The organism is Kribbella sp. NPDC050241, assembly GCF_044459685.1.
In the GTDB taxonomy this organism is placed as follows: domain Bacteria; phylum Actinomycetota; class Actinomycetes; order Propionibacteriales; family Kribbellaceae; genus Kribbella.
In genome coordinates this window covers 72,333-98,024 of record NZ_JBITJE010000006.1, presented here as the reverse complement: position 1 = coordinate 98,024, position 25,692 = coordinate 72,333, and the positions used below count along the sequence as shown (strand labels likewise).

The 25,692-nt window shown below is 67.2% G+C and carries 27 protein-coding genes and 1 tRNA gene; 12 read left to right on the top strand and 16 right to left on the bottom strand.

Features of this window, described 5'->3' with window-relative positions; all coding sequences use genetic code 11:
* Positions 1-9 precede the first annotated feature (9 nt).
* From ACIBG5_RS27225 to ACIBG5_RS27215, 3 genes are read right to left on the bottom strand one after another with little or no spacing between them, the layout of a single operon-like run.
* Positions 10-900, bottom strand: coding sequence for a phosphotransferase family protein (locus tag ACIBG5_RS27225; protein ID WP_396394278.1), 891 nt, complete (start codon positions 898-900; stop codon positions 10-12).
* A gap of 32 nt (positions 901-932) precedes the next feature.
* A complete protein-coding gene (locus ACIBG5_RS27220) occupies positions 933-1,472 on the bottom strand; it encodes a molybdenum cofactor guanylyltransferase (protein ID WP_396394276.1) in 540 nt (179 codons plus the stop codon).
* An 18-nt stretch (positions 1,473-1,490) separates the two neighbouring features.
* Positions 1,491-2,078 (bottom strand): MerR family transcriptional regulator, encoded by a 588-nt coding sequence (locus ACIBG5_RS27215; protein ID WP_396394275.1) that lies wholly within the window; start codon positions 2,076-2,078, stop codon positions 1,491-1,493.
* A gap of 67 nt (positions 2,079-2,145) precedes the next feature.
* On the opposite strand from ACIBG5_RS27215, the gene ACIBG5_RS27210 reads away from it, so the two are divergent.
* The 4 genes from ACIBG5_RS27210 (at position 2,146) to ACIBG5_RS27195 (ending at position 6,836) form a co-directional block, all read left to right on the top strand.
* Complete coding sequence (locus tag ACIBG5_RS27210; RefSeq protein ID WP_396394274.1) at positions 2,146-2,937, top strand: carbon-nitrogen hydrolase family protein; 792 nt, start codon at positions 2,146-2,148, stop codon at positions 2,935-2,937.
* Between the two features lie 56 nt (positions 2,938-2,993).
* Positions 2,994-4,013: an Rv2231c family pyridoxal phosphate-dependent protein CobC gene (cobC, locus tag ACIBG5_RS27205; RefSeq protein WP_396394273.1), complete on the top strand. Its 1,020-nt coding sequence runs from the start codon at positions 2,994-2,996 to the stop codon at positions 4,011-4,013.
* A 621-nt stretch (positions 4,014-4,634) separates the two neighbouring features.
* Positions 4,635-5,879 carry a cupin domain-containing protein gene (locus ACIBG5_RS27200; RefSeq protein WP_396394272.1) on the top strand — a complete coding sequence of 415 codons (1,245 nt, stop codon included), beginning with the start codon at positions 4,635-4,637 and terminating at the stop codon, positions 5,877-5,879.
* Positions 5,880-5,933: 54 nt separating this feature from the next.
* Positions 5,934-6,836 carry a sucrase ferredoxin gene (locus ACIBG5_RS27195; protein WP_396394271.1) on the top strand — a complete coding sequence of 301 codons (903 nt, stop codon included), beginning with the start codon at positions 5,934-5,936 and terminating at the stop codon, positions 6,834-6,836.
* Here ACIBG5_RS27195 and ACIBG5_RS27190 read toward each other — a convergent pair.
* Complete coding sequence (locus tag ACIBG5_RS27190) at positions 6,823-7,734, bottom strand: LysR family transcriptional regulator (protein WP_396394270.1); 912 nt, start codon at positions 7,732-7,734, stop codon at positions 6,823-6,825. The two genes, ACIBG5_RS27195 and ACIBG5_RS27190, sit on opposite strands and share 14 nt — an antisense overlap.
* Positions 7,735-7,817: 83 nt before the next feature.
* Between ACIBG5_RS27190 and ACIBG5_RS27185 the strand changes: the two genes are divergently transcribed.
* Positions 7,818-8,816, top strand: coding sequence for an EamA family transporter (locus ACIBG5_RS27185; RefSeq protein ID WP_396394269.1), 999 nt, complete (start codon positions 7,818-7,820; stop codon positions 8,814-8,816).
* On the opposite strand, the gene ACIBG5_RS27180 is transcribed toward ACIBG5_RS27185, so the two are convergent.
* On the bottom strand, positions 8,803-9,405 hold the full coding sequence (locus ACIBG5_RS27180; RefSeq protein ID WP_396394268.1) for a gamma carbonic anhydrase family protein: 603 nt from the start codon (positions 9,403-9,405) through the stop codon (positions 8,803-8,805). The genes ACIBG5_RS27185 and ACIBG5_RS27180 overlap by 14 nt on opposite strands.
* A 220-nt stretch (positions 9,406-9,625) precedes the next feature.
* Entirely contained in the window at positions 9,626-10,579 is a 954-nt protein-coding gene (locus ACIBG5_RS27175; protein WP_396394267.1) for a LysR family transcriptional regulator, read from the bottom strand.
* 104 nt (positions 10,580-10,683) lie between these two features.
* Here ACIBG5_RS27175 and ACIBG5_RS27170 point away from each other — a divergent pair, with 104 nt between their 5' ends.
* Both ACIBG5_RS27170 and ACIBG5_RS27165 read left to right on the top strand, forming a co-directional pair.
* Positions 10,684-11,238, top strand: coding sequence for a dihydrofolate reductase family protein (locus tag ACIBG5_RS27170; RefSeq protein ID WP_396394266.1), 555 nt, complete (start codon positions 10,684-10,686; stop codon positions 11,236-11,238).
* 127 nt (positions 11,239-11,365) lie between these two features.
* Complete coding sequence (locus tag ACIBG5_RS27165; protein ID WP_396394265.1) at positions 11,366-11,998, top strand: hypothetical protein; 633 nt, start codon at positions 11,366-11,368, stop codon at positions 11,996-11,998.
* On the opposite strand, the gene ACIBG5_RS27160 is transcribed toward ACIBG5_RS27165, so the two are convergent.
* The 3 genes from ACIBG5_RS27160 to ACIBG5_RS27150 form a co-directional block, all read right to left on the bottom strand.
* Positions 11,982-12,530, bottom strand: a complete 549-nt coding sequence (locus ACIBG5_RS27160; protein WP_396394264.1) for a hypothetical protein — start codon at positions 12,528-12,530, stop codon at positions 11,982-11,984. The two genes, ACIBG5_RS27165 and ACIBG5_RS27160, sit on opposite strands and share 17 nt — an antisense overlap.
* A gap of 68 nt (positions 12,531-12,598) precedes the next feature.
* A complete protein-coding gene (locus tag ACIBG5_RS27155) occupies positions 12,599-13,816 on the bottom strand; it encodes an MFS transporter (RefSeq protein ID WP_396394263.1) in 1,218 nt (405 codons plus the stop codon).
* 150 nt (positions 13,817-13,966) lie between these two features.
* Positions 13,967-15,202 carry an MFS transporter gene (locus ACIBG5_RS27150; protein WP_396394262.1) on the bottom strand — a complete coding sequence of 412 codons (1,236 nt, stop codon included), beginning with the start codon at positions 15,200-15,202 and terminating at the stop codon, positions 13,967-13,969.
* Positions 15,203-15,454: 252 nt separating this feature from the next.
* On the opposite strand from ACIBG5_RS27150, the gene ACIBG5_RS27145 reads away from it, so the two are divergent.
* Positions 15,455-15,543, top strand: a tRNA-Ser gene (locus tag ACIBG5_RS27145).
* Positions 15,544-15,646: 103 nt separating this feature from the next.
* Positions 15,647-16,561, top strand: a complete 915-nt coding sequence (locus tag ACIBG5_RS27140; RefSeq protein ID WP_396394261.1) for a tyrosine-type recombinase/integrase — start codon at positions 15,647-15,649, stop codon at positions 16,559-16,561.
* A 915-nt stretch (positions 16,562-17,476) separates the two neighbouring features.
* On the opposite strand, the gene ACIBG5_RS27135 is transcribed toward ACIBG5_RS27140, so the two are convergent.
* From ACIBG5_RS27135 to ACIBG5_RS27110, 6 genes are all read right to left on the bottom strand, one after another.
* The gene (locus ACIBG5_RS27135) at positions 17,477-17,734 is read right to left on the bottom strand and encodes a hypothetical protein (RefSeq protein ID WP_396394260.1); all 258 of its coding nucleotides are present in this window, start codon (positions 17,732-17,734) and stop codon (positions 17,477-17,479) included.
* Between the two features lie 857 nt (positions 17,735-18,591).
* Positions 18,592-18,894 (bottom strand): MafI family immunity protein, encoded by a 303-nt coding sequence (locus ACIBG5_RS27130; RefSeq protein WP_396394259.1) that lies wholly within the window; start codon positions 18,892-18,894, stop codon positions 18,592-18,594.
* A gap of 218 nt (positions 18,895-19,112) precedes the next feature.
* Positions 19,113-19,607 carry an SRPBCC domain-containing protein gene (locus ACIBG5_RS27125; RefSeq protein WP_396394258.1) on the bottom strand — a complete coding sequence of 165 codons (495 nt, stop codon included), beginning with the start codon at positions 19,605-19,607 and terminating at the stop codon, positions 19,113-19,115.
* The gene (locus tag ACIBG5_RS27120; protein WP_396394257.1) at positions 19,597-19,944 is read right to left on the bottom strand and encodes an ArsR/SmtB family transcription factor; all 348 of its coding nucleotides are present in this window, start codon (positions 19,942-19,944) and stop codon (positions 19,597-19,599) included. Before ACIBG5_RS27120 ends, ACIBG5_RS27125 begins: the two co-directional genes overlap by 11 nt.
* An 807-nt stretch (positions 19,945-20,751) precedes the next feature.
* Complete coding sequence (locus tag ACIBG5_RS27115) at positions 20,752-21,402, bottom strand: LysE family translocator (protein WP_396394256.1); 651 nt, start codon at positions 21,400-21,402, stop codon at positions 20,752-20,754.
* Complete coding sequence (locus ACIBG5_RS27110) at positions 21,402-22,145, bottom strand: metallophosphoesterase (RefSeq protein ID WP_396394255.1); 744 nt, start codon at positions 22,143-22,145, stop codon at positions 21,402-21,404. Before ACIBG5_RS27110 ends, ACIBG5_RS27115 begins: the two co-directional genes overlap by 1 nt.
* Before the next feature lie 144 nt (positions 22,146-22,289).
* On the opposite strand from ACIBG5_RS27110, the gene ACIBG5_RS27105 reads away from it, so the two are divergent.
* Together ACIBG5_RS27105 and ACIBG5_RS27100 are read left to right on the top strand one after the other, a co-directional pair.
* Positions 22,290-22,904 carry a CGNR zinc finger domain-containing protein gene (locus ACIBG5_RS27105; protein WP_396394254.1) on the top strand — a complete coding sequence of 205 codons (615 nt, stop codon included), beginning with the start codon at positions 22,290-22,292 and terminating at the stop codon, positions 22,902-22,904.
* A 183-nt stretch (positions 22,905-23,087) separates the two neighbouring features.
* Positions 23,088-23,651, top strand: coding sequence for a dihydrofolate reductase family protein (locus tag ACIBG5_RS27100; RefSeq protein ID WP_396394253.1), 564 nt, complete (start codon positions 23,088-23,090; stop codon positions 23,649-23,651).
* A gap of 182 nt (positions 23,652-23,833) precedes the next feature.
* Here the strand turns inward: ACIBG5_RS27100 and ACIBG5_RS27095 are convergent, their stop codons facing one another.
* Positions 23,834-24,454, bottom strand: coding sequence for a hypothetical protein (locus tag ACIBG5_RS27095; RefSeq protein ID WP_396394252.1), 621 nt, complete (start codon positions 24,452-24,454; stop codon positions 23,834-23,836).
* A 227-nt stretch (positions 24,455-24,681) separates the two neighbouring features.
* Here ACIBG5_RS27095 and ACIBG5_RS27090 point away from each other — a divergent pair, with 227 nt between their 5' ends.
* Entirely contained in the window at positions 24,682-25,689 is a 1,008-nt protein-coding gene (locus ACIBG5_RS27090) for a phosphotransferase family protein (protein ID WP_396394251.1), read from the top strand.
* Positions 25,690-25,692: the final 3 nt, after the last annotated feature.

Genomic DNA, 25,692 nt, shown 5'->3' with positions numbered 1-25,692 from the left:
GTGGGGCTGTCAGGTGGTGACGAGTTCGGCGAGGTCGGCGGCGATGCTGTTCAGGTGAGTGGTCTCGCCTATTGAGGCGAACCAGTCCCAGAGCTCGAGCGAGTGGTAGATGCGATACAGCAGCACGCGTTCCTGCCAGTCGTCCGGCAGCGGGCCGTACCCGTCGACCAGGCCGGCGAGCTTGTCCGCGTCGTCGTGGATCGAGTACGACACGGTCTTCGCGAGATCGATCAACGGATCGGCAGCGATCGCGTTCTCCACGTCGATGAACCCCGTCACCCGCCAGGTCACCGGATCCACAAGCACGTTGCCCTCGTGGAAATCGTTGTGGCACAACGTCGCCGCCTGATTCGCCGCGAACAGTCCGGACCGCTCGTCGACATACCCGCGGATCTTCTCCCGCAACGCCGTATCCCCGCCGAGCTCCTCGAACTCCCCGAGCTTCTTGGCGAACTGACGCCGCATGTACTGATCGTTGTCCGGCAACGGATCAAGGATCCGGTCGGTCAAATACCCGTACGCCGGCTGCGGAGTCCGATGCACCCGCGCCGCCAACTGTCCGAGCTGCTCGTACGTCGCCCGCCAGTCCGGCGGCTTCAGCTCCGACAGTGGTACGCCGTCCAGCTTGGTCAGCACCGTGAACGCGTCCAACTCCCCGGCCGGCTCGGCGTGGACGACACGCGGGATCGACCCGTCGAGCTCCGCGGCGAGCAGGCCGTACACATGTACTTCCTTGGCCTGCTTCCACGCCCACTCGGGCGCGTAGACCTTGACGATCACCGGATCGTCGTCGGTCCGCCGCACCTCGAAGACCGTGCTCAGTTGTCCGCCGGTTCGCTGGACCACCTCGGCAATCTGACTGTCCGGGCAGGCTCTCGCGACCATCGCAACAACATCCACAGCCTCACAGTAGAAGTGCTGTCGAACGTTTTTCAGTCGTCGAAGTCAGCCCAGGTGTCGACGTCGTCGCCGGCCCGAGTCGGGTCGGACCACACCAGGTCCAGCTCGGCCACCAGCCGCCGTACCGACTTGTCCCGCGGATCGCCGATCCGCCGAATCGCCTCGGCCAACGCGGTACGCCGGTACGCCGTCGCGAGCTGCTGGACACGACCGTCGGTATCCCGGAGCCCGTGGCCGTCATGGTCCCCGAGACCGTCGACGAGACGCGCGACGTCGGCCTTCGTCAGCCACGGCAAGTCACAGCTCAGCACCAGGACGACCGCAGCGGAGCCGTGGGCGAGTCCGGCCGCGATCCCTGCCACCGGGCCGCCGGACGGTGGATCCTCGACCGTCCAGCCAACCTCTCGGCAGGTCGTGCGGACCGGGCCGACCACCACGGTCGACACGGCGGCATCAGTTGCCGTCAGCACCCGGTCCAGCAGCGTCACGCCGTCGAGCACCAGCATCGCCTTGTCCACTCCACCGAACCGGGTCGAACCACCCCCAGCGAGCACCAGCGCGTCGAAGTCCACGGAAGCAGTGTCGCCGGGTCAGTCCTTCGGCATCAACTCCTCTCGGTTCCTTCGCAGTACCTCGCGCTCCTCGGGCGTCAGCGCGGCGATCGCCTCCTTCCGCTCCTCGGCCAATGCCTCCAACTCGGCAGCGGTCAGGTCGGCCACGGCTCGGAGCCGGCTCTGCGCCAGCTCCTGGAATTCCTCGCGTGTCAGTGCACGGGACATCGCAGTCATCACCTCGATCAGTTCCAGAAGTGCCTGGGCCGACGGCTCGTCGGCCCGCTCCAATCCACCGAGGACCCCGAGCAGCTTGCGTTTCACCTCGGACGCGGCGGCGAGCTGCTCCTCGACGACCTCGAGCTGTTTGCGGATCAGCTCCCGCGGATCCGTCAGTTCCCCGTCGAGGATCTGCCCCACCTCGGCGAGCGTCAGCCCGAACCCGCGCAGCGCGACCACCCGGTGCAGGCGGCGGACGTCGTCGGCGTCGTACCGACGGTGGCCGGACGCGCTCCGATCGCTCGGGCACAGCAGGCCGATCTCGTCGTAGTGATGCAGGGTGCGGACGCTGAGGCCGGTGACTTCCGCCAGCTCGCCGACCCGCCAGGTCCTCTCGTCGGTGTCCATGTCGTCGACCGTAGGTCCTCACGTGGCGTGAGGTTCAAGTCCGGATCTTCTGCGGCACCATGGAGGGGTGAAGATCGCCGTGGTGCAGACCGCCAGCAGCTACGACAAGGCCGCCAACCGCGACCTGGTGACGCGCGTCGTCGCCGATGCGGCGCGGGAGCAGCCGGACGTGGTCGTGCTGCCTGAGGCGATCATGGCCGACTTCGCCGTCGAGGGCGGATCGGTCGGGGAGGCTGCCGAGGCGCTCGACGGCGAGTTCGTGGACACACTGCGCAAATGCGCGCAGGAGCACCGCGTGGCGATCGTCGCAGGGATGTTCGAGCGCAGCTGCGACCAGCACCGGCCGTACAACACGCTCCTGGCGGTAGGCGCCGACGGCTCGCTGCTGGGCGCCTACCGGAAGATCCACCTGTACGACGCCTTCGGCTACAAGGAGTCGGACCAGCTGACTCCCGGCGATGTCGCACCGGTCGTGGTGAAGGTCGCTGGGCGCTCGCTGGGCCTGATGACGTGCTACGACCTGCGCTTCCCCGAGCTGTCCCGCGCACTGGTCGACGCCGGCGCCGAGGTCCTCGTCGTACCGGCCGCGTGGGTTCGCGGACCGCTCAAGGAGCACCACTGGACTACTCTGCTCACGGCCAGGGCTGTGGAAAACACCTGCTACGTGGCAGCCGCCGCTCAGAACGGCAAGAAGTACTGCGGCCTCAGCCAGGTCATCGACCCGCAGGGCATCGCGCTCACCGCAGTAGGAGAGGCAGACGGGTACGCGGTGGCTGAGGTGTCCGCCGACCGCTTGACCGACGTGCGGCGGCGCAACCCGTCGCTGCTGAACCGTCGCTACACCGTGAGCCCTCGCTGACGCCCGGTGCGCGGACTGCCCGGCCGGAATCGCTGCGAGCGGGTTAGCCTCCTGGGGTGGCGGATGGGTTCGATCTGGATCATCACGGGGACCTCGAGGTCGGGGACGGCCTGGTGGACCTCGCAGTCAACGTGCGGACCGGCACTCCGCCCGCCTGGCTGGTCGAGGAGATCACAGCCAGCCTGAGCGACCTGGCGGCGTACCCGAGACAGGACGCAGCGGTGGCAGCGGTCGCCGCGCGCCACGGTGTCTCGCCTGACCGAGTGCTGCTGACCGCAGGGGCGGCAGAGGCGTTCGTGCTGATCGCTCGGGCGTTCCGGCCGCGACATGCGGTCGTCGTTCATCCGCAGTTCACCGAGCCCGAGGCTGCGCTGCGGTCGGCTGGGCACGTGGTCGACCGGGTCGTTTTACGGCCGGAGGACGGGTTCGTCCTGGACCCGCGCGCGGTCCCTGCCGACGCTGACCTCGTCGTCATCGGCAATCCGACCAACCCGACGTCCGTACTGCACCGCGCCGACGACCTGCGCGAGCTGGCCCGGCCGGACCGGATTCTGGTGGTCGACGAGGCGTTCATGGACGCCGTACCGGGCGAGCCGGAGTCGCTGGCCGGCGCCTCGATCCCCGGTCTGGTCGTGATCCGCAGCCTGACCAAGACGTGGGGACTCGCGGGCCTCCGGGTCGGCTATGTGCTTGCGGCAGCCGGGTTGGTCGAACAACTGGCCGCTGTGCAGCCACACTGGCCGGTGTCCACTCCTGCTCTCGCCGCGGCTATTGCCTGCAGCAACGAGCGTGCGGTCGCCGAAGCGGCTCAGGCCGCGCTGGACATCGACCGGCAACGTGTCCATCTGCTCGACAGTCTCGGTCCGGTTCCGACGTACGGCGTGCCGCGTGGACCGTTCGTCCTGGTGCATGTCGAGGGAGGCGCCGTACTGCGGGAAGCCCTGCGAGAGCGTGGATTCGCGGTCCGTCGGGGTGACACGTTCCCGGGCCTCGGACCGGACTGGCTGCGCATCGCCGTCCGGCCGGAGGACGTCACTGACGCCTTCGCGAAGGTGTGGCGCGACCTGACGACCTGACCCCCGTTCGGAGCCGTGCGGCGTTCGCCGTCGAACCGATTGGTCGCCGTAACCCGCGAGGGGTTTAGTCCACCTGCACTTTGCGCACAGGATGGTCGCAGAGTGCCCTGCTCGCCCCTCCGGCACTCGTCTGGTCATTCGCGAAGGGAGCAGCACAATGGGTCTGAACGACGACGACATGACGACTTCGTCCGACGGTGGCGAAGGTCTGGCGGACGGTGGCGCGACCGTAGGTGGGACGGATGGTGGTGCCGACGGCGGCGCGGATGGTGGTGCCGGAGGCGCTGAAGGACCAGCGGACGGCGGTGCGACGGCTGGCATGAGTGACGGGGGTGCGGATGGTGGCGCGGGCGGCACTGAAGGACCGGCGGACGGTGGAGCATCGTCTGGCGTGAGTGACGGTGGTGCTGACGGTGGTGCTGATGGCGGTGCGGACGGTGGCGCTGGTGGCGGCGAGGGACCTGCGGACGGCGGAGCCTCACCTGGCATGAGTGATGGTGGAGCTGACGGCGGCGCGGATGGTGGTGCCGGAGGTGGCGAGGGTCCGGCGGACGGCGGTGCCGATTCCAACGCGACCGACGGTGGTGCCGACGGCAGAGCCAGTGGAGGTTCTGGAAGTTGGTGACAAAGGTGCCGGGAGCCGGTTCGCAGCCTGACGAGCGTCCGGCTCTCCGGCGCTGCGTGGCAGGTGACCTGGACGAGTTCGCGACCTCCTACTGGGGTTCGCGGGCTCTGCTGTCCCACGGCCCGGACCTGCCCGCGCCGTACGACGACCTGTTCGGCCTGGAGGCTGCGGACGAACTGCTGTCGCGCCGCGGCCTCCGCACGCCGTTCCTGCGGATCGCCAAGAACGGTGCGGTCGTCGGCGACGGACAGTTCACCGGGTCGGCAGGTGTCGGAGCGGAGGTCGCCGACCAGGTGCGCGACGACAAGGTCGCCGCGCTGTTCGCGGGCGGCCACACCGTCGTACTGCAGGCCCTGCACCGCACCTGGCCCGCTCTGGTCGACTTCTCCACCCAGCTGTCGGTCGACGCGGGTCACCCGGTGCAGATCAACGCGTACATCACCCCTGCCGAGTCACAGGGGTTCTCCGCGCACTACGACGTCCATGATGTGTTCGTACTGCAAGTGGCGGGCGAGAAGCACTGGACCGTCCACGAGCCGGTGCATGTGGACCCACTCCGCAACCAGCCGTGGACGGATCACTCTCAAGCGGTCGCAGCCGCGGCTCGTGACAAGGCACCGGTCGTTGACGAGGTGTTGAGGCCCGGTGACGCGCTGTATGTACCGCGGGGGTTCCTGCACTCGGCCAAGGCTCTGGGTGGCGTCAGTGCTCATCTGACGGTCGGACTGCACACCATGACTCGTTACCTGCTCGTGCAGGAGCTTGCCGCGGCTGCCGCGAACGAGCCATCGCTGCGCCGTGCTCTGCCGCTCGGATTCGATCCGGGCGACCCGGAGCAACTCAGAGCAGTCCTGCCCGAGGTGGCGGACCTCTTCGCCCAGCAGATCCGATCGACGACTCCGGAGGACCTGGCTGCCCGGCTCCGGCGCCGTACCTGGTCTGCCAACCGCCCTGCGCCACTCGGACCCTTGGCGCATGCCGCCTCCATCGCCTCGTTGGCCGTGGGTACGACGGTCCGCCTCCGGACCGGTCTGCGCTGCCGGGTCGTGGTCGGGGATCCGGTCGTGCTGCAACTGCCGGACCGGACGATCACGCTACCCGCAGTCACCGGCGATGCTGTCGTGCAACTGTGCGCGGGGAGCGACCACAAGGTCGGCGACCTGCCCGGTCTCGACGAGGCCGACCAGCTCGTCCTCGTCCGCCGCCTCCTCACCGAAGCCGTCCTCGTCGCCGACGCGTAAACTACAGCCGGTAGTTGCGGAGGGCAACGGTGACGTGGGGTGAGCATGGCTGGCGTGGTGATTGACGGTCGCTACCGGGCCGACACGGGCTGTGCCGCAATGGCGGACCGCCGTGGCGACTCGCTGGTCGCGACCGCGCCACCCGCGGAGCGCTGGCTGCTGATCGAATCCCGTGTCGCTTGGCCGCGGGACGCTCTGGCCGCCCTCCGGCCCGAGGGATTGGATGCGGAGGTCGCGCGGCTCTGCCGGCAGCTGGGGTACCGGCCCGCGCTGATCAGACGCTACGGACGGTTGGACCGATCGGCTCCGCGCCGGTACGCGCTGGCCGACTGCCGGCCGGGGCGCGAGTCGGTCCGGTGGGGCGAGCTTCCGTCGGACGAGCATCTGCTGCACGTCATGCGCGGCGACGCTGAACCAGGACCGGTCAGTCGTGAGCCGGTGTACCTCGTCTGCACGCACGGACGGCACGACGCGTGTTGCGCCGTACGTGGCCGGCCTGTTGCGGCTGCGTTGGCCGGTGCGTATCCGGAGCGGACCTGGGAGTGCAGTCACGTCGGAGGTGACCGGTTCGCCGCGAACGTCGTCGTACTGCCGCAGGGGTTGTTCTACGGACATGTTCCGGTTGCTCGCGCGGTCGAGCTCGCCAAGCATCACGACGAAGGGCGGGTGGTGCCGGATCTGCTGCGTGGATCGGGTGCGTTCGTCCCACCGGTCCAGGCCGCGCAACACTTCGCCCGCGCGGCAGGGCACTCACTACTCGTCGATGAGCTTCGTCCCAGAGCTGTTCGTGGACTGGTCGGCCATCACTGGCAGGTGGATCTCGCGTTGCCCGACGCCGATCTGCTCACCGTCGAGGTGTCGGCGCATCTCGACTCGGTCGACGCCAAGCTGACGTGTGCGGGCACCGCGCCGGCCACGGTCCGCCGCTTCCAGTTGCACAGCATCACGTCCAGCTGACCGCGTCCGGCGCTCGCCGCTGCTGTTCGAGCAGTCCTTGGACCAACGCCAGCGGAGCCCATCCGCCTCGGCCGCGGCGGGTGAGTGTGTACGTGCGGAACATCGGCACCGGATCGCGCAACCGGCGTACCGAGATGCCAGGGGCCTTCAGGCTGCCGGTCGGCAGCAATGCGACGCCAAGGCCCGCGACGATCATGTCCCGGACCAGCGGGAGGCTGTCGGCGCGGTGCGTGATGCGTGGCTCGAAGCCCGCCAGCGAGGCGATCGCGCGCACGACCTGTTCGTCCCCGGCGTGGCGGGAGTTCACGATCCAGTCGCTGTCCGCGAACGCAGCGGCCACCTCCGCCGCCGTTCCCGAGGTACGCCGGGAGCGAGAGGGTACGCCGAGTCCCCACGTCGCCTGCCACAGCCGGGTTGTCTGGAGGCCAGGGTCGACGTTCGCAGGTGCCAGGTTGTAGTCGTAGCTCACCGCCAGGTCGACCTGATCACGCTCGAGCAGCGTCAGCGCCTCGGGCGGCTCCTGCTCCTGAATCTCCAGCCGTACGTCGGGATGCTCGGAGGCGAGCCGCTGGACGACGGGCAGCACCGTGTCCCGGATCGCGGTGTGGAACGCGGCCACGCGAACCGTTCCAGCCGGTTTCGCCGAGGGGTCGAGGTCAGCACGGGCCGCCTCGACCGCGGCGACGATGTCCACCGCGTGCCCGGCCAATCGCTGCCCGGCTGGGGTGAGCCGGACGCGGCGTCCGTCGGGCTCCAGCAGCGGCGTGCCGACCTCGTGGGCGAGCGCGGCGATCTGCTGGGAGACCGTCGAGGTGGTCACACCGAGGGTCTCCGCGACGGCTCGCATGGACCCCAGCCGGGACAACGCCAGCAGGAGCTCGAGACGGCGTACATCCATGGCTCTATTGTTCAGTGATCCCGAACGGTATGTCCATGATTCTCACGTGGACGCGAACGGATTCGCGAGCTTCACTGGAGTGCATGAGCACCCGTGAGAGCCGCACCGGCGTGGCGTTCGCCGTCATGTCGATGAGCTGCGTCCAGCTCGGCCTCTCCGTATCGGTCAGCCTGTTCGACCGCCTCGGCCCCGAGGGCGCGGCGTGGCTGCGGTTGTCCTTCGCGGCCGTGATCGTGCTGGTCCTGTTTCGTCCCCGCCTCCGCTCGTTCGATCGCCGCTCCCTCCTCGCTGCCGTCGGCTTGGGGATCGCAACCGGCGGCGTGACTCTTCTCTTCATGGCAGCGGCCGCCCGGATTCCGCTCGGCGTGGCCAGCGCCCTGGAGTTCCTCGGCCCGCTGAGCGTGGCCGTCGTACGCAACGCGCGGCGACCCGCCACGGTCCGAACCCCTGGACTCCGCGGCCTCGGCGGAAGGCGGGCCGGGCTGGTGTGGCCTGCACTGGCGTTCGTCGGAGTGATGCTGCTGACCCAGCCGTGGCGGTTCGTCGGCGGCTCGGCGTCGTCGGCGCATGGCTCGGCTGAGGGTGTGCCGGTCGGCGGGTCGCTGGATGTGCTCGGCGTCTTGTTCGCACTGGGCGCAGCGGTCTGCTGGGCGGCGTACATCCTGCTCACCCAGCACGTGGGCGACAACGTCTCCGGCCTTCAGGGGTTGGGCGTGTCGATCCCGGTCGCTGCCGTGGTCGCGACAGTCGTTGCCGGGCCGAGCACGATCCCGCTGATGACCTGGGATCTGGTCGCCATCGGCTTTGGCTTGGCACTCCTGCTCCCGGTCATCCCGTTCACCCTGGAGTACTTGGCCCTCCGCCGCCTCGACGCAGGCGTGTTCGGCACACTCATGAGTCTGGAACCAGCGCTGGCCCTCCTCGTCGGTTGGCTCATCCTTCATCAGATGCCGGGCCTGCTCCCCGTCTTCGGCATCGCGTTCGTCGTCCTGGCCGGCATGGGCGCAGAGCGCACTTCCGCGCCCCACCTCCCGAGCCCACCACAGTCGACCGAACAGCCGGGCGTACTCAGTCCGGGCTAGGTAGCTCCCGGTCCGACTGATGGCTGCCGTAGAAGGTGGATTGGCGGCTCATGATGTCGCGCATCGGCGTTCCGCGGGGGACGTTGTAGACGGTGCCGGGGAAGTCCAGGTCGCGCTGGATGGGCCAGAACTCTTCGTGCCGATCGGGAGCGAAGAGTTGGGCCGGGTCGCCGACGGCGATCCATCCGATCGGGAGGATCGTGCCGGGTTCCAGGCGCGAGTTCACGTGCAGCACGCTGTTGATCCGGAGTTCCGCGCCCGCGCCGGCGACAGAACCGGGGAACAACGCGGCGCCCGTGGCGATGAAGACCTCGTCCTCGACCGTGGCGCCGTTGACGTGTGCATGGGGACCTACCAGGACTGCGTCGCCGAGCAGGGTGGGATGACTCGCCCGGCCGCGCACCAGGGCGTTCTCCATCACCACGCTGTTCGCACCGACCTGGATCTCACCGTTCTCCGCAGTCAGTACGGCACCGTGCAGGACTCTGCTGCCCTCGCTCAGAACGACGGCGCCACAGAGGACGGCGGATGGTGCGACATAAGCGGATTCGGGCACGACCGGTCGTCGGCCGCGGTGTTCGAGCAGCATCGCGCGCTGTCCCTCCGTTGAGCATCACCTGTCCTTCGTGAGCCTGTACCCGATCGTGTGCGGATCTCCACAGCTCGGGCCTTCATTACCCGGGCGGCGGTGTCCGGAGAGCCGGTCCACATCGGAGGTGGGAGGTTCGGCCGGCCGGACGTCCGGGGTGGAGAACCGCGAACTGGGAAAACATTAGAACAGATGTTCGATCGCCTGCAACTGCTGTGCGTCAGACTTTCTGGCGGGCGTCCTGCTCTAGGTGTGGGTGTGATTTGACGACGTGTTCGATGGTGGCCAGGAAGGCGTCGCGGGCGGGGTCGTCGTACCCCCGCAGCCAGGCCAGCGCCGTTGATGAGGGTGGTAGGTCCTGGATCGGGATGATCGGGATGATCGGGATGATCGCGATGCCGGGGTGACGGAAGTGCTCGGCGAAGGGGGCCACGGTCGGGTGGATGAGCCGTCCCTGGGCGATGAGCAGAAGCAGCTCGGAGCTGTCGTTGATGTGGATGTCGGCGGACACGATCGGGCGGCCGCTGGGTGTGTGGGTGGGACAGCTGGCCTCCGCCAGCTCTGGCGGGTCGGCCGGTCGTCTCACGGGATAGTCCGCGAAGTCCTCCACCGAGACCTGGCTTCGACTGGCGAGCGGATGGTCAACGGCCACCATCACGACGCGTGGATCGCCTCGGGAGAGCAGGGGGCCGATCACGATGTCGGGTTGGTCGAGGGGCAGTCGAGTCACCGACAGGTCCACCTCGCGCCGACGTAGTGGCCCCAATCGGTCCGTCAGGGGGGTCGCGACCAGTCGTACGTCGGCGCCGGCGTACGACTGCTCGAAGAGCTTGACCGCCTCGTTCAGGACGAGGCTCCCGGATGCCGCGTTGAGGACGCCGATGCGGATCAGCCCCGGTCCGGCCGCCCGTCCGCGGGCCCGTGCGAGCGCGTTGTCCAAGTCGGTCACGATGGGTGCGAGTTCGTCGTGGAGGGCTTGTCCGGCCGCGGTCAGGGTGACGACGCGGCTCGTGCGGTCGAACAGGCGTCGCCCGCCGAGCTTGCGTTCCAGCGCTCGCAGCGTCTGGCTGGCTCGCGACGTGGTGAGGCCGAGCCGCTCCGCGGTGCGCCCGAAGTGCAGCTCCTCGGCGAGAACCATGAACAGGGTGAGTTCCCGCAACTCGACGTCGGCCATCGTGAACTCACGTTACATGGTGCGTGACCCAAGCCGGCGTTGATACCGGCTCAGCCGGCTGCGAGCGTCAGGACAGGAACGAGAACCAGCAACGAGAGGAAGTCATGCGGAACGTCATCCTGTACATGTCGATGTCGCTGGACGGGTTGGTCGGCAGCGACCGTGAGCACCCAGGGGTCGCGATCCCTGAGGGCGCTGAGCTGAAGAAGTGGAAGCTGGACCGGATCAGTAAGGCCGGTGCACACCTCATGGGCCGTGTCACGTACCAGGAGATGTCGTCGTACTGGCCGCAGTCCGACGACCCCTACGCGTCGCCGATGAACGCCATCCCCAAGGTCGTGTTCTCGAATACGCTCAGCGACGATGAGGCCACCTGGCCCGAAACCCGGGTCGCGCGGGGCGACCTCGCAGTCGAGATCGCCGACGTCAAGGCAGAGCCCGGTCCGGACGTGATCGTCTGGGGTGGTTGCAGGTTGGCCGGCGCGCTGGCCGCGGCGGACCTGATCGACGAGTACCGCCTGCTGGTCCAGCCGCTGATCCTGGGCCGCGGGGAGGCGCTGTTCGACCAGCTGCCGGCGGCGCGGCACCTTGAACTGATCGAGGCCACACCGTTCCCCGGTGGCGTCGTTGTGCAGGTCTATCGACCGCAGCGCGGCTGAGGAGGGCGAGTCTGGTGGTGCCTGGAGCTGGACGAATGGCCGTGCAGCGGTGACCCGACGCAGGGCGCTCAGGGTCGGCGTGCTGACGCCGCATGTGTCAGCGGGACCCGAGGTTGAGCTGCCGGAGATGGCGCCAGCGGGTGTCGATGTCGTGGTCGCGCGCACCTTGTCGCGTCCCTCTGGAAATGTGCCCGAGGCTCTGCAACGTGCGGTCGCACGGCTCTGTGAGGCGTCGGTCGACGTCATCGCCTATGCCTCGACGACGACCGGCTACGCGATCGGGCGCGCCGCCGAAGTAGAGCTGGTCGAACGCTTGCGCCAGCGGTCGAATGTGCCGGTCGTGACCAGCGGGATCGCGGCCACGCAGGCGTTGAGGGCCTTCGGCGTACGCCGGGTCGCCGGGGTCCATCCACCATGGTTCGACGACGAGATGAGTGACCTCGGCGCCGCGTACTTCCGCGGTCAAGGATTCGATGTCGCGGTCTCCACCGCGGCGTCGATTCCCAAGGACCCCGAGCAGGTGCGGCCCGAGCACGTGATCGACTGGGGCAGCAGCCATGTGGACGCCTCGACCGAGGCGATCTTCATCGCAGGCAACGGCTTCCGTGCTGCCCAGGCCATCGAGACGCTGGAATACCGCACCGGGCAACTGGTCCTGGAGGCGAACCAGGTCCTGCTCTACTCGATCCTGGCCGCGACCCGGACGACACTCCCGATCGACGGCTACGGGAAACTCCTCCGCGTCAACGCTCCGTGGTAGGTCGGAGCAGGTCCTGATATGGCTCGGGTTCGCCGACCGTTGTCGCTCCGGTCCCGCGCCGTACGAACTCGCGTCCGGCCGGCCAGCGCGTCACGAACTGGTCGCCGGTGGCTTCGACGTACCGGACGAAGGTGACGTCGGAGATGTCCACCGCGAACAGGTGGAACTGCCCCGGCTCAGGTCGCCAGCCCAGGCTGGCCGCGACCTCCTCGGCGTACTGGCGCTGCACCGACTCGTCGTCCTCGCCGCGCGCTTGTCCACGGACCTTGAACTCGCCCTCGCTGCCGTCGCGACCGGTGATGACGCTGTGCACCAGGACGCGCGGATCACGGCCGAGATCCTTCGCCTTGGTCGAGCCCCACATCATCGACAACCAGAGATCCTCGGCCATGATCCACGGCTCCACCGGGCTGATGCGTGGTGTGCCGTCGCGCCGGACGGTCCCGACGAGTACGACGCCCGGCCCGAGCAGCCGGTCACGCCCCAGCTCAGCCAATCGCGGCTGCTTCGACTCCAGCTCTGTCCACCGCATGACTCTCCTCTCCTCGAGGAACACGTACCTGTCTGGCCTATCACCGGCCACCGACAGGTACGCGGGAGTCACTGGCGCTGGGTGGTCGAGTGGGGGAAGACCCGATCGAGGATGAGGATGGTGGCAGCCGCGATCAGGGCCAGGGCGGAGATGCCCAGCCACGGCAGCTCGTGCTGGGCCTCGAAGAGCTGAGCGAAGTACGCCGGCGCCAGGATGCTGGCGAAGGTGAAGGAGTACTGCCAGTAGGAGAGGTACTTCCCGTTCCCCACGACCGGCGCCACCGCTGCCGCCAGGGCGTTGCCGGTCGCCGCGTGCAGTACGTCGCCGAACGCGAACACCGCTGTGGCCAGGATCAACCCCGGCACGACCAGCGCGGTCGGAACGTGAAGCAGTGAGGCCATCAGCAGTCCCCACACCGCCCACGCCACCCCGGCAACGATGATCACGTTGGTACGGCGACGCTTCTCGGTATGCCGCACCACCAGGGTCTGCCCGGTCGCCAGTACGACGGACACCGCGGCCAGCAGGACACCGATCAACCACTTGGGTGCCGGCAACGCTTCAGCGACGTACACCGGTAGTCCGACGCCCAGCAGCATCGTGCAGAGGGCCAGCAACGTGTTGGCGCCGATCAGCACCAGGAACGCCTTGTCCTTACGCAGCAGCGGCGCCGGTCCGGTGTCCTGAACGGCGCGACGGTGGTGAGCCGGGTTCAGACGCAGCAGCAAGAAGCCGGCCAGGTAGAACGTCACCGCGTTGACCGCCATGGCGATCAGGAACGGCGCATCGCCGCCGATGGCCAGCAGTGCTCCGGCAGCCAGTGCGCCGAGGCCGAACCCGGCGGCCTGCATCATGCCTCCGAGCCCGAACCACCTGTCCCGGTCGCCGTCGTCGGCGACATCGGCCAGCAGGCTGAAGATCGCGGACCAGAACACGCGCTGGCCGCTGGTCGTCAGCAATGCGCAGAGGAATACGAGCCACACCGACCGGCCGAAGAAGAAGCCGGTGAACGCGAGCCCCTGCGCGAACTGTGCGCCTACCACCAGGTTCCGCGGCCCGACCTTGTCGATCACCACAGCCACTGCGGCCGGTGCTGCGATCGAGAAGAGCGTCGCGACGGTCAGCAGGACTCCCGCCGTCCCGAGTGGGATGTCGACGACCCGCACGAAGAACAGCAGCAGAAGCGGTCCAGCGCAGCCGCCGCCGAACGAGTCGATCGCCAGACCGGCGAGCAGCGGTAGGCGGCCGCGGACGTTCGGGAGGCCGAGGGACGTGGCTGTAGGCATGGCAGAGTGCTCCGATCGCATCGACTCGGCCCACTCGCAGCGCTGGCTACGAGACCACTCCACCAGGGGCGTTTCGCTGACTACAGTTGGGGCTCTCGGCCGAAAACAGTAACAAACGTTTGCCGAGTGCCTCCAGCCCTTTTTCGCCACTCAGTCCGCTGCGACGACCCGACGTACGGACACGTGCCGTAGCGGACGCCACGCGACGGCCGTCATCAGCACCATCGCCACGAAGGCAGTCGCGAACGGCGCAGCCAGTCCGAACCGCTGCGCGAGTACGCCACCCAGCGCGGAGCCGATCGCGGCGCCACCAACCGACGCCAGCAGGTACACGCTGTTGACCCGGCCCATCAGCGGCTCTGGCGTCGCCAGCTGCCTCGCAGTGGTCGACACGATGCCCCACACCACCGCATGGACGCCGAACACCGCCATGGTCGCGCCGGCCACCCACGGACTCCGGGTGAGCGCCAGGATGAGGTGGACCGTCGTTTCGATGACCAGTCCGGCCCGCAGCAGGGCCAGTGAGCCGACCCGCGGCTCGAGCACGTGGTACACCGGCATGCCGAGGACGCCGCCGATCGCTCCGACCGACACCAGCAGGCCGAACTGCGTCTCGGTCAGCCCTAGTCGTTCCCGTGCGTACAGCACCCAGGTCGCGAACGCGGCGCAGAAGGTGATGTTCATGACCAGGATCGAGCACGCCAACGTCCGTACACCCGCGTGCTGCCACAGCCAGCGGACTCCCACGCGTACTTCGGCCCAGATCGCCGTACCTGCGGGCTCGGTCGGCGGCGGACGTACGGCGACTCGTGCGATCAGAGCGGCCGCGGCGCCGAAGGTGACGGCGTTGAACACGAGCGGTACCCCGGCCCCGACCGCGAACAGCAAAGCACCAAGCGGCGGACCACCGAGCTGCTGCAGCACGGTGCCACTGGCGAACAGGCGCGCATTCGCCTTGCCCAGATGCACTTTCGGTACGGCGTCCACCAGCAGTGCACCGGATGCGTTGTCGGCGAGCGTCTCCGCCGTACCAAGGAGGAAGAGGGCGACGTAGATCGCCCACAGGGGTGCAGTGCCGAGTAGTACGGCGGCACCGAGGGCGCCGATGACGATCGCGCGAAAGGTGTCAGCGGCAACGATCATCAGTCGGCGGTCGAGCCGGTCGACGAGAGCACCGCTGAACAGGGCGAACAGCAGCCAGGGCAACTGCTGGATGAAGGCGGCCGCACCGACAGCGGCCGGCTCGGTGGTGATCGATGCGACCAGCAACGGACCGGCGGCGAGCATGGCGCCGTCGCCGAGGTTCGAGATGATCGCGGCCGGCCAGATCTTGCGGAAGTCGGATCCGAGCTCGGACGGCAGCAGCAACGCACGGAGGGAAGGCATACGAGAGCTCCAGAGGGCATGACGGAACAACCGGAACGACCGACGTCACTCCGACGCCGGCAACCGGCCCGGTCAGCGGCAGATCAGCGCGCCGACCGGACGGTGCGTGCCATGTCCTCGAACGACCTGGACATTGCCCTCACCTCCGTCCGTACCCCAGGCGGCCCGTCCGCCTCTGCCGAGACCCTACCGGCCAGCCCCCGCCCCCCGCACGCGCATTGCTATCCTCGACGATCGGCGACCACGTCGCCTGGAGGGTTCGCATAGTGGCCGAGTGCGCTGGTCTTGAAAACCGGTATGGCGGGTGACCGTCATCGTGGGTTCGAATCCCACACCCTCCGCTCATCTCGTCCCGAAAATGGCCCTGACCTGCGGAAACACATGGTCGTGCGGCAGGTGTCCGGCTGAGTCTGGCCGTGTCCGATTGCGAGCGGTTAGTTTCGGTTGATCGTGCAGAATCCGTGCAATGGCCGCCCCGTATGTTCCAGCCCTCGCGACTCGGCACCGGATGATGTGCGGGAACTCTTGAAGTGGGCTGCCGGTAGCAGCAAGCCGCTGGCAGAGCTTGCCAAACCCGGCACCATCCGTGCCGATCTGGATGCGGTTGGAAGCAAGCTGGACGGTAAGGCCGCATCGGTCACCTACACGGCCCGCCGGCGGGCTGTGCTGTGGAACCTGTGCGAGTTCGCCGTCGAGAAGAAGCACCTGATGGTGAACCCGATTACGACGACCAAGTGGACTCGATCGAAGGCCCACAACGCGGACGTCGTGGACCCCGCGACGGTGCCGACTCCCCAGCAAGCCAAAGCCCTATTGGCGGCGGTGGCTGAGCTTCCTGGCAGCGGACCTCGGATGGTCGCGTTCTTCGCCTGCATGTATTACGCCGCACTGCGTCCCGGCGAGGCAGTCGATCTGACCAAGGCCAACCTGCACCTCCCGGAGAAGGGACGCGGCAAGCTGTACCTCACGGGGTCAAATCCGTTCGCGGGCAGCGCATGGACCGACAGCGGGGAGGACCGCGAACACCGAGGACTGAAGCACCGCGAGGAGGGCGCCGGCCGTTGGGCTCCGTGCCCGCCAGAGCTGACCGAGATCCTTCACGACCACCTCCATCGATTCGGCACGAACAAGAACGGGTTGTTGTTCTGGGGCCAGCGAGGTGGAGCCCTTCCGGGGAAGACCTATCAGGCGATGTGGAAGGCCGCTCGGGTTGCAGCCTTCGGTGTCGAGGCGGCCGGAACTTCACGACTGGCAGAACGCCCGTACGACCTTCGGCACGCCGCTGTGTCGACCTGGTTGGCCAGCGGGGTCGATCCGCAACGCGTCGCCGATTGGCCGGGCACTCGCTCGAAGTCCTGATGCGGGTCTACGCCAAGTGCCTGGACGGAGAGGAGGACCAGGCCATGGATCGTATCGAGGCGAAGCTTCGGGGCGAATAGATTCCTAACCCCTGCCATGCGAAGGCGGTTACGACGCTCCCGCTGCTTAAGCGCAGGGTTGCTGAGTCTGGGTCGGGCGGGTTCAACCCCATGAGTGCCCGGTCACACCCCTTCGCACGCTTCCGTTAGGGCACACAGAGGGCACGGCGTCCGTGTGCGTCGAAGGGCGGGCCGGGGACCAGGGGAACTACGGCTCCGAGAAAGTTGCCTCAGCCGAGATACTGTCCTCCATGGACTGGCCTGTAGGACGCAAGGGACGAGTGCTAGCTGGAACGTACGTCGTTGCCTTCGTAGCTATGGCGGCAGGCTTGGCCTGGACGCTGTACAACCAAGCGACCGGTGGTAGGGGAACTCAAGTGATCGTCGGAGCATGCGTGTTTGTCGTCGGCCAAATGGTAATTGCGCTTCTTGCGTTCGGACTTCGAGCGCGAGCCCCGCTCAGTCAGAGCAATGGTCACCCGAGTGGTTACCACGTGTTGTGGCAACGCCTCAGCTTGGGTAGGGAGCTGGGCCCGGCCGGTCGCCTGCTGCGCGGGCATGTGAAGCTCGCGTAGCCAGTTTGGAAGTGCGGCCGCCCGCCCTCCTGGAGGCGATCTCCACGCTTCAAACGCACCCCCGCAACACCCCGTGGGTGACCGCCAGCGACCACCAGTTGGGGCACGTGGAGGGCACAGATCTGGGAGATTCAAAGTTGCTGCTCCGCCGTCAACCTACGTCCACCGAGCCAACTGCCATGTCCGGCGCTGAGCGTGCGCGCAGCCTAGATCCCGGACAAGCGTCGACAGCCGTCCACGGGTCCTGTTAGCAAATCCGTTAGCAATCCCGGACCACGCGCTCAATCAGCCGCAGCCTCAGCCTCGCGCTGATTCATGGCGCGACGGCGTCGGAACTGGTGCCGGATTGTCGAAAGGATCAGGCCAGCGGTCCACCACGTGAAGGCGAATGTGGACGCGAAGACGTACCAGATGAAGTCCGCGACCGGTAGATCTCTCTGCAGGCCGACGACGATGCTGACGGACAGCCCGACGACAATGCCGAACCAGAACAGCGGGTCGGTCCAAATTGGACGATCGAAGAACTGGCGTGGGAACACCGGCACATGATCACATGCTGCGGCGGTTCGGTACAGCGGCTCCGCGCTCACACCTGCCCCGTCCCCCCGATAGCTGCCGTACGATCGAGCGGCCGGGGAGACTGGGCTCCCCCCAAGTTAGACGGCAGGACGGCGGCTCATGACGGTTGCGATCGCGTGGATGAAGACGCGTCCTGCTCCTGGGCTCCGGCGAGGACGGCGCCCCAGCGCCGCCCGCAGCCGGGGCTGCGCGCCGAAGGCGCGATCTTGATTCTTAGGAGGTCAATCCGGCAGAGCGAGCTCCAAGCTGTGTGTCGTATGCCAGTTGATGCTTGACAGTTCCGTGCCACCTGATGGTTGACACCCTCGTCTAGGAGACCGAGGGTACGACGCTCGTCCGCTCATCCCGATGAGCGCGCAGCCTTCAATCGTCAGCGCTCGCCGCTTGGCCGTCGGCCGCGAAGGGCGAGCGCGGCAGCGCCCGCAGCTGCAGCGACGGCCGCGGAGCCACTGCCTACAGCCAGACCGAATCGGTGTTGACCGGCCTGGCGGCACCGGCGCGCGATGTCGTCTCCGTCTGGCGGCTGGTCGCCTCCCGGAAAGTTATCGGCCCCGTTTAGCACAGTGTCGTACGGTGCGAGGCACATGTAGTCGTCCCCTCGGCTGGTGCCGTGAATATCTGGGTTGTCGAACGCCAACCAGATCGCCGCGACGGGCAGGCCAACCGCAAGTGCCGTTAATAGGCGGCGAATTGCCGCGGATCTGGTCACGACAGGGAGCCTGACACACGCGACGGGCCACTGTCTCACAAGCGCTCGGACATGCCGCTGATCGCGCGGTTATGCGATGAGCCGGATGTTGACGACACACCGCCGACGTCAGCGATCGACCTGGGTCACCAGGTCGCGAAGGAAGGCCCATGCGTTTGGGTTGAGCCTGAGCGACCCTCCAATCTCCGCGAACGCCCGGTACTCCGACTCCGTGAGTGGCACGTCGAACTCGTACACGTTCTGGGCCAGGTTCTCGAACGCAACTCCGGGTTCGCCGTTGGTCGCCAGATCGAGAGAGTCTGCGGCTCTCACGTCGAAGGAGTCACCCACTGCAGCCTCGCTGTCATGAGTGGCCCGCCCCCATAGCGAGTGCGCCAGCATCCTCAGGCGTTGCAGGGTGTCGCCGTCCACGAGTGGAGGCTATCGCAGTCGCGTCCAACGTCCGCTCATGCCGCGTTCCGCGCGGTCGTGCCGATGACAACCATCAGCTGGCACACGAATGTCAGGCATCAGCCGTCACAGGACAGGGCTCCAAGCTGTGAGTCCCCCGTCGACAGATGCGCGACGCTCGTCCGCCAGGTGACGTGCGACAGTCTGATTCGCGAACTGCGGCATGAGTGTGCGTTCCCCTACTGGGCGCGGCTGGAGTCGAGAACCGACCTGAGGATGTCTTCCATCTCGTCGAGGCTGTCTTGCTGGCCGTCGAAACTGGTCATGTGGTCGCGTCCGGCCTTGTCGCGGAACGCCAGTCTCCATGTGAACGTCGTTACTCCGTCACGTTCCTGCAGCTCCATCGTTTCGACTGCCTCAACGTCTGGCCAACAGTTGAAGTGCCACGTCTCCACGGTTCGGACCGGCGGCTCGACCTGCAGGTATGTCCCGCTGAACGAGAACACGGTGCCGTCTCCGGTCACGAAGGAGGAGTGGTAGTTGCCCCCGACCCGCAAGTCGATCGAGCACTCCGTCATCCGGTCCGGGGGTGTCGCACCCCACTTGCTCACGTGCTCAGGCCTGGTCAACACGTCGAAGACGAGCGCGATCGGAGCGTCGAACTCTCGAGTGATGACAACCTCGAGCTCGTTTGGGAACGTGATGACTGCAGAGCCGTGCCGATCAGGTGCCACTGTCTTCTCCTTGTCGTTGCAACTCTTCGAGGTAGTCCTCGATCCGATCCAGTCGGTCGTTGATCGCCCGCTCGTACTTGGCCACCCAGTCCTGCAAGGGTTGAAGGTGTTCTGGAGCCAGGCGGTAGAGCCGGCGGCGGCCATCAGCCCGGCATCTGACGAGTCCCACCTCACCGAGCACCCGTAGGTGCCTGGAGACCTGCGGCTGAGACATCGAGAGGTCGCGGACTATCGCCCCAACCGCCTTCTCGCCTGTGAGCAGCACATCGAGGATCGCGCGGCGGTGGACGTCACCGACTGCGTTGAAGACATCCGACGTTGTCGAGGCACGGGCCATCACCCGAACATATCTCCATATGGATATATATCAACACCGCGGACCCGAACGCCGCTCGGTGTAAGACCACTCACTGGCATGTCGGGGCGTTCGCCGACGTGCCAGGATCTCGCCAGGCCTCTCGCCTGTCGCGAATCAGTTGGCGGACACGTGCCGCACATCAGTTGGCGGATCACACAGCAGGACGGGTCGCGGCGATCGCGGACCGACCGACGCTCAGTCACGTTCGCGCGCACATTTTCGGCAACCGTGCAAAATACGTGGAGACGTGCGAGTTGCTGTAGCTTCGCGATCTTGTGTTTGCCCAGGTCAGGGCCGCACTTGGAGTGTGCGGACGCCTTGGCCTTGAAACCGGTAGGGCGGGTGACCGTCCTCGTGGGTTCGAATCCCACACCCTCCGCTTTGTGATGTCTCAGGACATAGGCGACACCCGAACCTACGATTCGTGAGTTCGGGTGTTTGTTGTTTGGGGTGTTTGCGGGTGGGTCCGGGTGGTCTGCCGGTGGGTTGGTCGACCTTGTCGGTGCGGACCCGGTGGTGGGCCTCGCCGGTCCGGTCGGTGCTGGGGCCTTCGGCCCGCCGCGGTGTCCACCTGGTTGGCCAGCGGGGTTGATCCGCAACGCGTCGCCGATTGGATCGAGGCCAAGCTTCGGGGCGACTAGATGAGGGCACGGTCCGGATCGAGAAGGCAGGTGGCTGTGCACCTCGATCGAGCTCGCAGCTCTCGCCGCGTGAAACCGCAAGATCCTGAGCGCGTACTTCCTTCAGGCAACATCAACCGGCCCGCACCCAACTGGCGCTGGGTCTCTAGGTGGCGGCGCTTCGGATTCCGAGGGTTAGGAGTACCAGGGACATGGTCCTGGCGACTGCCTGTTTGAAGCGGGGTTTCTGGAGGGTGCGTGAGGCGCGCCGGATGAGGAAGGTCCAGGTCATCAGCCAGATCATGATCAGCAGCGCGTGGGCAGTGGCCAGGGTGAGGATCTGGCCACCGAAGGATTGCCGGGGTGCTATGAACTGGGGCACCAGCGTCAAGTAGATCGAGGCCGCCTTCGGGTTGAGGACGTTGGCGAGCAACGCTTGGGCGTAGATCGAGTCCACCCGCTTCGGCAGTCGCCGACGCGCGGGTGTGGGTACGGAGTGCAGCCTGGCGGAACGCCAAGTCCACAGGGCCAAGCCGATGAGGTAGGCGGCACCGACGAGCTTGACGGCCGCGAACGCCTGGCTCGAGCGCATGACCAAGGCTGACAGGCCGGCGATCGCCAGAGTGGCGTGGATGTACAGACCGGTGGCGGTGCCGAGGATGACAGGCAGGGCCTGGCGGCGTCCTTTGTCGGTGACATGTTGGATCAGCAGCGCCAGGCTGGCTCCGGGAGTCGCGATCAAGGGGAAGACGGCCGCCAGAAATCCGGCGACCGCGTAGGGATGGACCACGATGGCTCCAGCGCGTTCGAGCAGCATCAGAGGACGACGCGGTAGTGGGTGGTCAGGCGAGCGTTGTCGTCGAGGATGTGGAAAGCGAGGCCGGGCGGCTGCTCGAGGTCTGCAGGTTGGTCGCCCTCCCACGGCAGGCGCAAGGTCCAGGTGATCGCCGGCCCGACGATCAGGGGCCGGGCGGCGAAGATCGACGCCGCTGCGGTGTGCGCGTGGCCGGTGATGACGGCGGCAATCTGCGGATGTGCTTCGAGCAGGCCGGCCAGTTGTCCGGGCTGTTCGAGCATGCCTGAGTCCGCCAGGGGGTGGTGCAGCACGACCGGCGGCTGATGGAAAGCCAGCAGCGCCGGAGCGTTTCGCGGGAGGGCACCGAGGGTGGTCTCGATCCAGCCGATTGTCTGGTCGTCCAGCCGGCCCTCATCGCGACCCGGGATGGTGACGTCGCACATCAGGATGGTCGTGCCCGAGATGTGGTGAACCTGATTGATCGGGCCGTCGCTCGGTGCCTCACCGAGCAATGACTTGCGGTACGCCGGCCTCGCGTCGTGGTTCCCGGGACAGGTGAGGACCGGGAAGTCGGTGGTCAGGATCTGAGCCGCCTCCTCGTACTCGGCCTCCTCACCGTGATCGGCGATGTCGCCGGTGACCAGCAGAGCGTCAACCTGTCGGGGCAGAGCCCTCAGGTAATCCATGACGCGGACGGCCCGTCGGGTCGCCCGATCGCTGCCGTCCAGGTGGAGGTCGCTGATCTGTGCAAAGAGCGCCGTCATGTCGCAGTCTCCTCGTGATCGCCGGGACAACTCCGAAGCCCGGACTCTAATGGAAGTTTTCAGATTGCCGTTAGAGACCGTAGGCTGTTGCGAGCGAGCTGATCAAGTGATTTGACGACGATGCGCCGACGGAAGGGATGGCGAATGGAGCGCTGGCTGGCACTGGAACTGGCGAGCACGATCCGCCACGACGGGCAGGGTGGCGTCGTTGACGATCTCGCCACGATCGAAGGAACAAGTCGCTGGATCCACGCGCAGGCAGAGCTGCTGGCCGGGGACATCTCGCCTGACGATCTGACAGCGGATGAACCTCTCAGACTCGGGATCATCGAGCTCCGGCGCGCCGTACGGGCGTTGTTCGCGCGGACAGTCAGCCCCGCTCCCCCGAGCCCAGCAGATGCGCATCGCCTCATGCCCGCCGACCAGGCGATCGCCCATCTCAACGCGGCGGCCGCCCGCGAGCTGGTTGCCCCGCAGTTGAACTGGCCCACCGACGGAACCCCCACCGCCCGCCTGCTGTCGGTGGAGAACAATGCACAGGTTCGGCTCGTCGCCGCCCTGGCCCGTGCCGCCATCGACTTCCTCAGTGGCCCACAGCGCACGCACCTGCGATCCTGCACCGCGCCACGCTGCGTACGCTATTTCGTCAAGAGCCACGGCCGGCAGGAATGGTGCAAACCCTCCTGCGGCAACCGAGCCCGAGCAGCCCGCCACTACAAGCGTCACCACCACGAATCCGCCGGCGACTCCCTCTCCTGAACAACCACGCCCGCGGGTCTGACCGGAATGGTGACCAGCAAGTGCCACTGCCGTAGAGGCGCCGACGGAGAAGCCGCGTGAGAATTGCTGCCAATGACCTGTCGGATCCGGAGTGAGGTGTTCGTAGTAGGGGTGACGGGCAGCCGGAGAAAGGCCGCCGGACTGACAGAAAGGCGTGGCGCCATGCGGAAACTGATCTACGGCATGAACCTGACCTTGGACGGCTACGTCGCCGCGCCCGGCGACGACATCGGCTGGGGCAGGCCGAGCGACGAGCTGTTTCAGTGGTGGCTCGAGCAGGAGTTGGCGATCGGGCTGTTGATGTACGGGCGCAAGCTGTGGGAGGCGATGAGTTCCCACTGGCCGACCGGCGACCAGCAGCCCGACGCCACCCCGGCGCAGATCGAGTTCGCGCGGAACTGGCGGGACACGCCGAAGGTGGTGTTCTCCTCGACGATCGACAAGGTCGACTGGAACACCCGCCTGTTCACCGGCGACGCCGTAGCGGAGATCACCCGACTCAAGGCCGACGACGGCGAGCCGATGAGGGTCGGTGGCGCCGCGCTCGCTGGGGCGGCCATGCGGGCCGGGTTGGTCGACGAGTACGAGATCGTCACCCATCCGGTGCTGGTGGGCGGCGGCACACCGTTCTTCACCGCGCTGGACAGCTGGGTGAACCTGAACCTGGTGGAGACGCGGACGTTTCCCGGCGGCGTGGTCCAGACCAGGTACGAGACGAGGCGTTGAGCGCGGAGCCGGTCGCTGCTTTGTGGGCCGAACTCGGTGCCCTGTGCCCGCATAGTGCCCGCGCGCCTCTGCTCACGTGCGCCGCGCTGGAGTTTCCCCAGGTCAGGGGCCACACATGGCCTGGGGTCTAGGCGAATTCGTGTGGCGCGGGGATGAAGTTTGTCGGGACCGGTCTGGCGTCTTCAGCCGAGGGAGAGCAGCCGTTCCTCCAGGAGGGGCCCGGCCTGGTCGATGGTTTCGCCCAGATCGAGCCAGGACTGCTCACGCGCCGACGGCTCGTCCATCCCGGCCACGGCCAGACTGAACACTCCCGTCAGCACGTCCCGCCGCCCATCCGGGCGCACCACCGACAGCCCGAACTCCACGGCAAGACCGGTCCGCACCACCTGCGCCTTGCCCGGATCATCCGCCAGCGGCTTGCCACCTGTGAGGAACTTCGGCTCCTTGGTGATCTTCAACCACTCGACCTTGGCCCCTTCGACCTGCTGCGCCAGCATCTCCTCGATCCCGTCGCGCACCGCTCGCCCGGGCTGATCTCCCAGCCAGTCGAGCCAATGATCTGCCTTGGTGAGCAACTCGAAATCGTCCCGCGGGCGCCCGTGTCCCTTGTTGGGCACGAACTCACCGGTGAGCTGCCCCGCCTCGTCGACCCGCCAACCCCCACGAATCGCCTCCGGCGGCACATAACCGTTCGGATCGTCGACCCAGTCCCCATCGATCTCGTAAACCCACCCACCCGGAGTCCGAGCCGCCTCAGCCACCAGCCCGTCAGGCGGTCTACGCCGCCGCTTCAACACGCTCACCCAACCCAGTCTGCCCCAGGGCGGCCGGCTCACTCTCCAGCTAACCTGTCTGCGGAACCATCCCATCCGGAGCCGGAAGTGAGCGCGATCACCGAGGCCGGACCTACTTGATCGGGCTCGGCATGGAGCCGACACCGATGCGTTCGACCGGAGCGCGGCGCAGGCAGTCGACAGGAGACGGCAGTTGCACGAACTCCCGCGAGAAACGCGTCCGTCGGTGGCTCGACATGGATGACGAAACAGCCGTCGCCGCTGTCCTCGTCGCGACGCAACTCAAGCGATTCAGGGAGGTCTGCGAGGTAGCGGGGCCGATCGAGCCGCGGTTCGACGGAGCCACGAAGCATGTGCTCCTCACCGACGATCGCGCCTTTCTGTTCCCTCGCAACCACACGATCGTCGCGCAGCTCGAGCGCGAATGCGACGTCTACGCAACTGTCGACCACCCGCTTGTCTCGAAGCTGCTCGGCCGCTGGGACGAGCCGGCGATCTCGCCGTACCCGTTCTTTGCCGTGACCCGGCTCCGGGGCTCCGTGCCCGGCGACATGTCGCCCGAACACCTGCGAATGTTGGCGGGACAGCTCGGTACGGCGCTTGCAGCGTGCCATGACATCAGTTTCGAGCGCGTCCCACGACGCCTGTGGGCCAACGCCTGGTCGGAACCGCCGCCGACGCCACCGACGGCGACCGAGTGCTACTCGCCTCTCCGTGAACTGGGCGGCGCATGGACGCCGACTGGAACGGCGAGCTGGTCGATCAGCTCGAGTCGGGAACGCCTTGCCGAATCGGTCGCACCTTTCGTCAGCCCGGCAGCGCGAACGACGTTGCTCGAAGCCCTCGAAGCTGTCGACGCAATGGACCCGGTCCTTGCCCACGGCGACCTCTACGAGCGCCACCTCCTGCTCGACGCATCGGGGACATTGACCGGGATTCTCGACTGGGGGTTCGGAGGTGTGCTGTCTCCTCTTGTCGACTTCACGTGCAGCCAGTGGGACAGCGCAAGTTGGGCCGCCGAACGCTCGTACGGTGACCTCCGTCGGCACCTCTGGACGGCGTACGCCGCACATCGTTCGGTGCCGCTGCCGAGTTGGGAGCAGGTCCACCTCGCTCTGACCACGTTCGACATCGTTGCGCTGGCACCGGAGACAAAAACCCACTACTACTGGCAGAAGAGCGCCGAGTGGCAAGCCGCTCGACGGGCTGCGGCGCGAGACTCCTTGCGGGCGCAGCTCAAGTAGGCA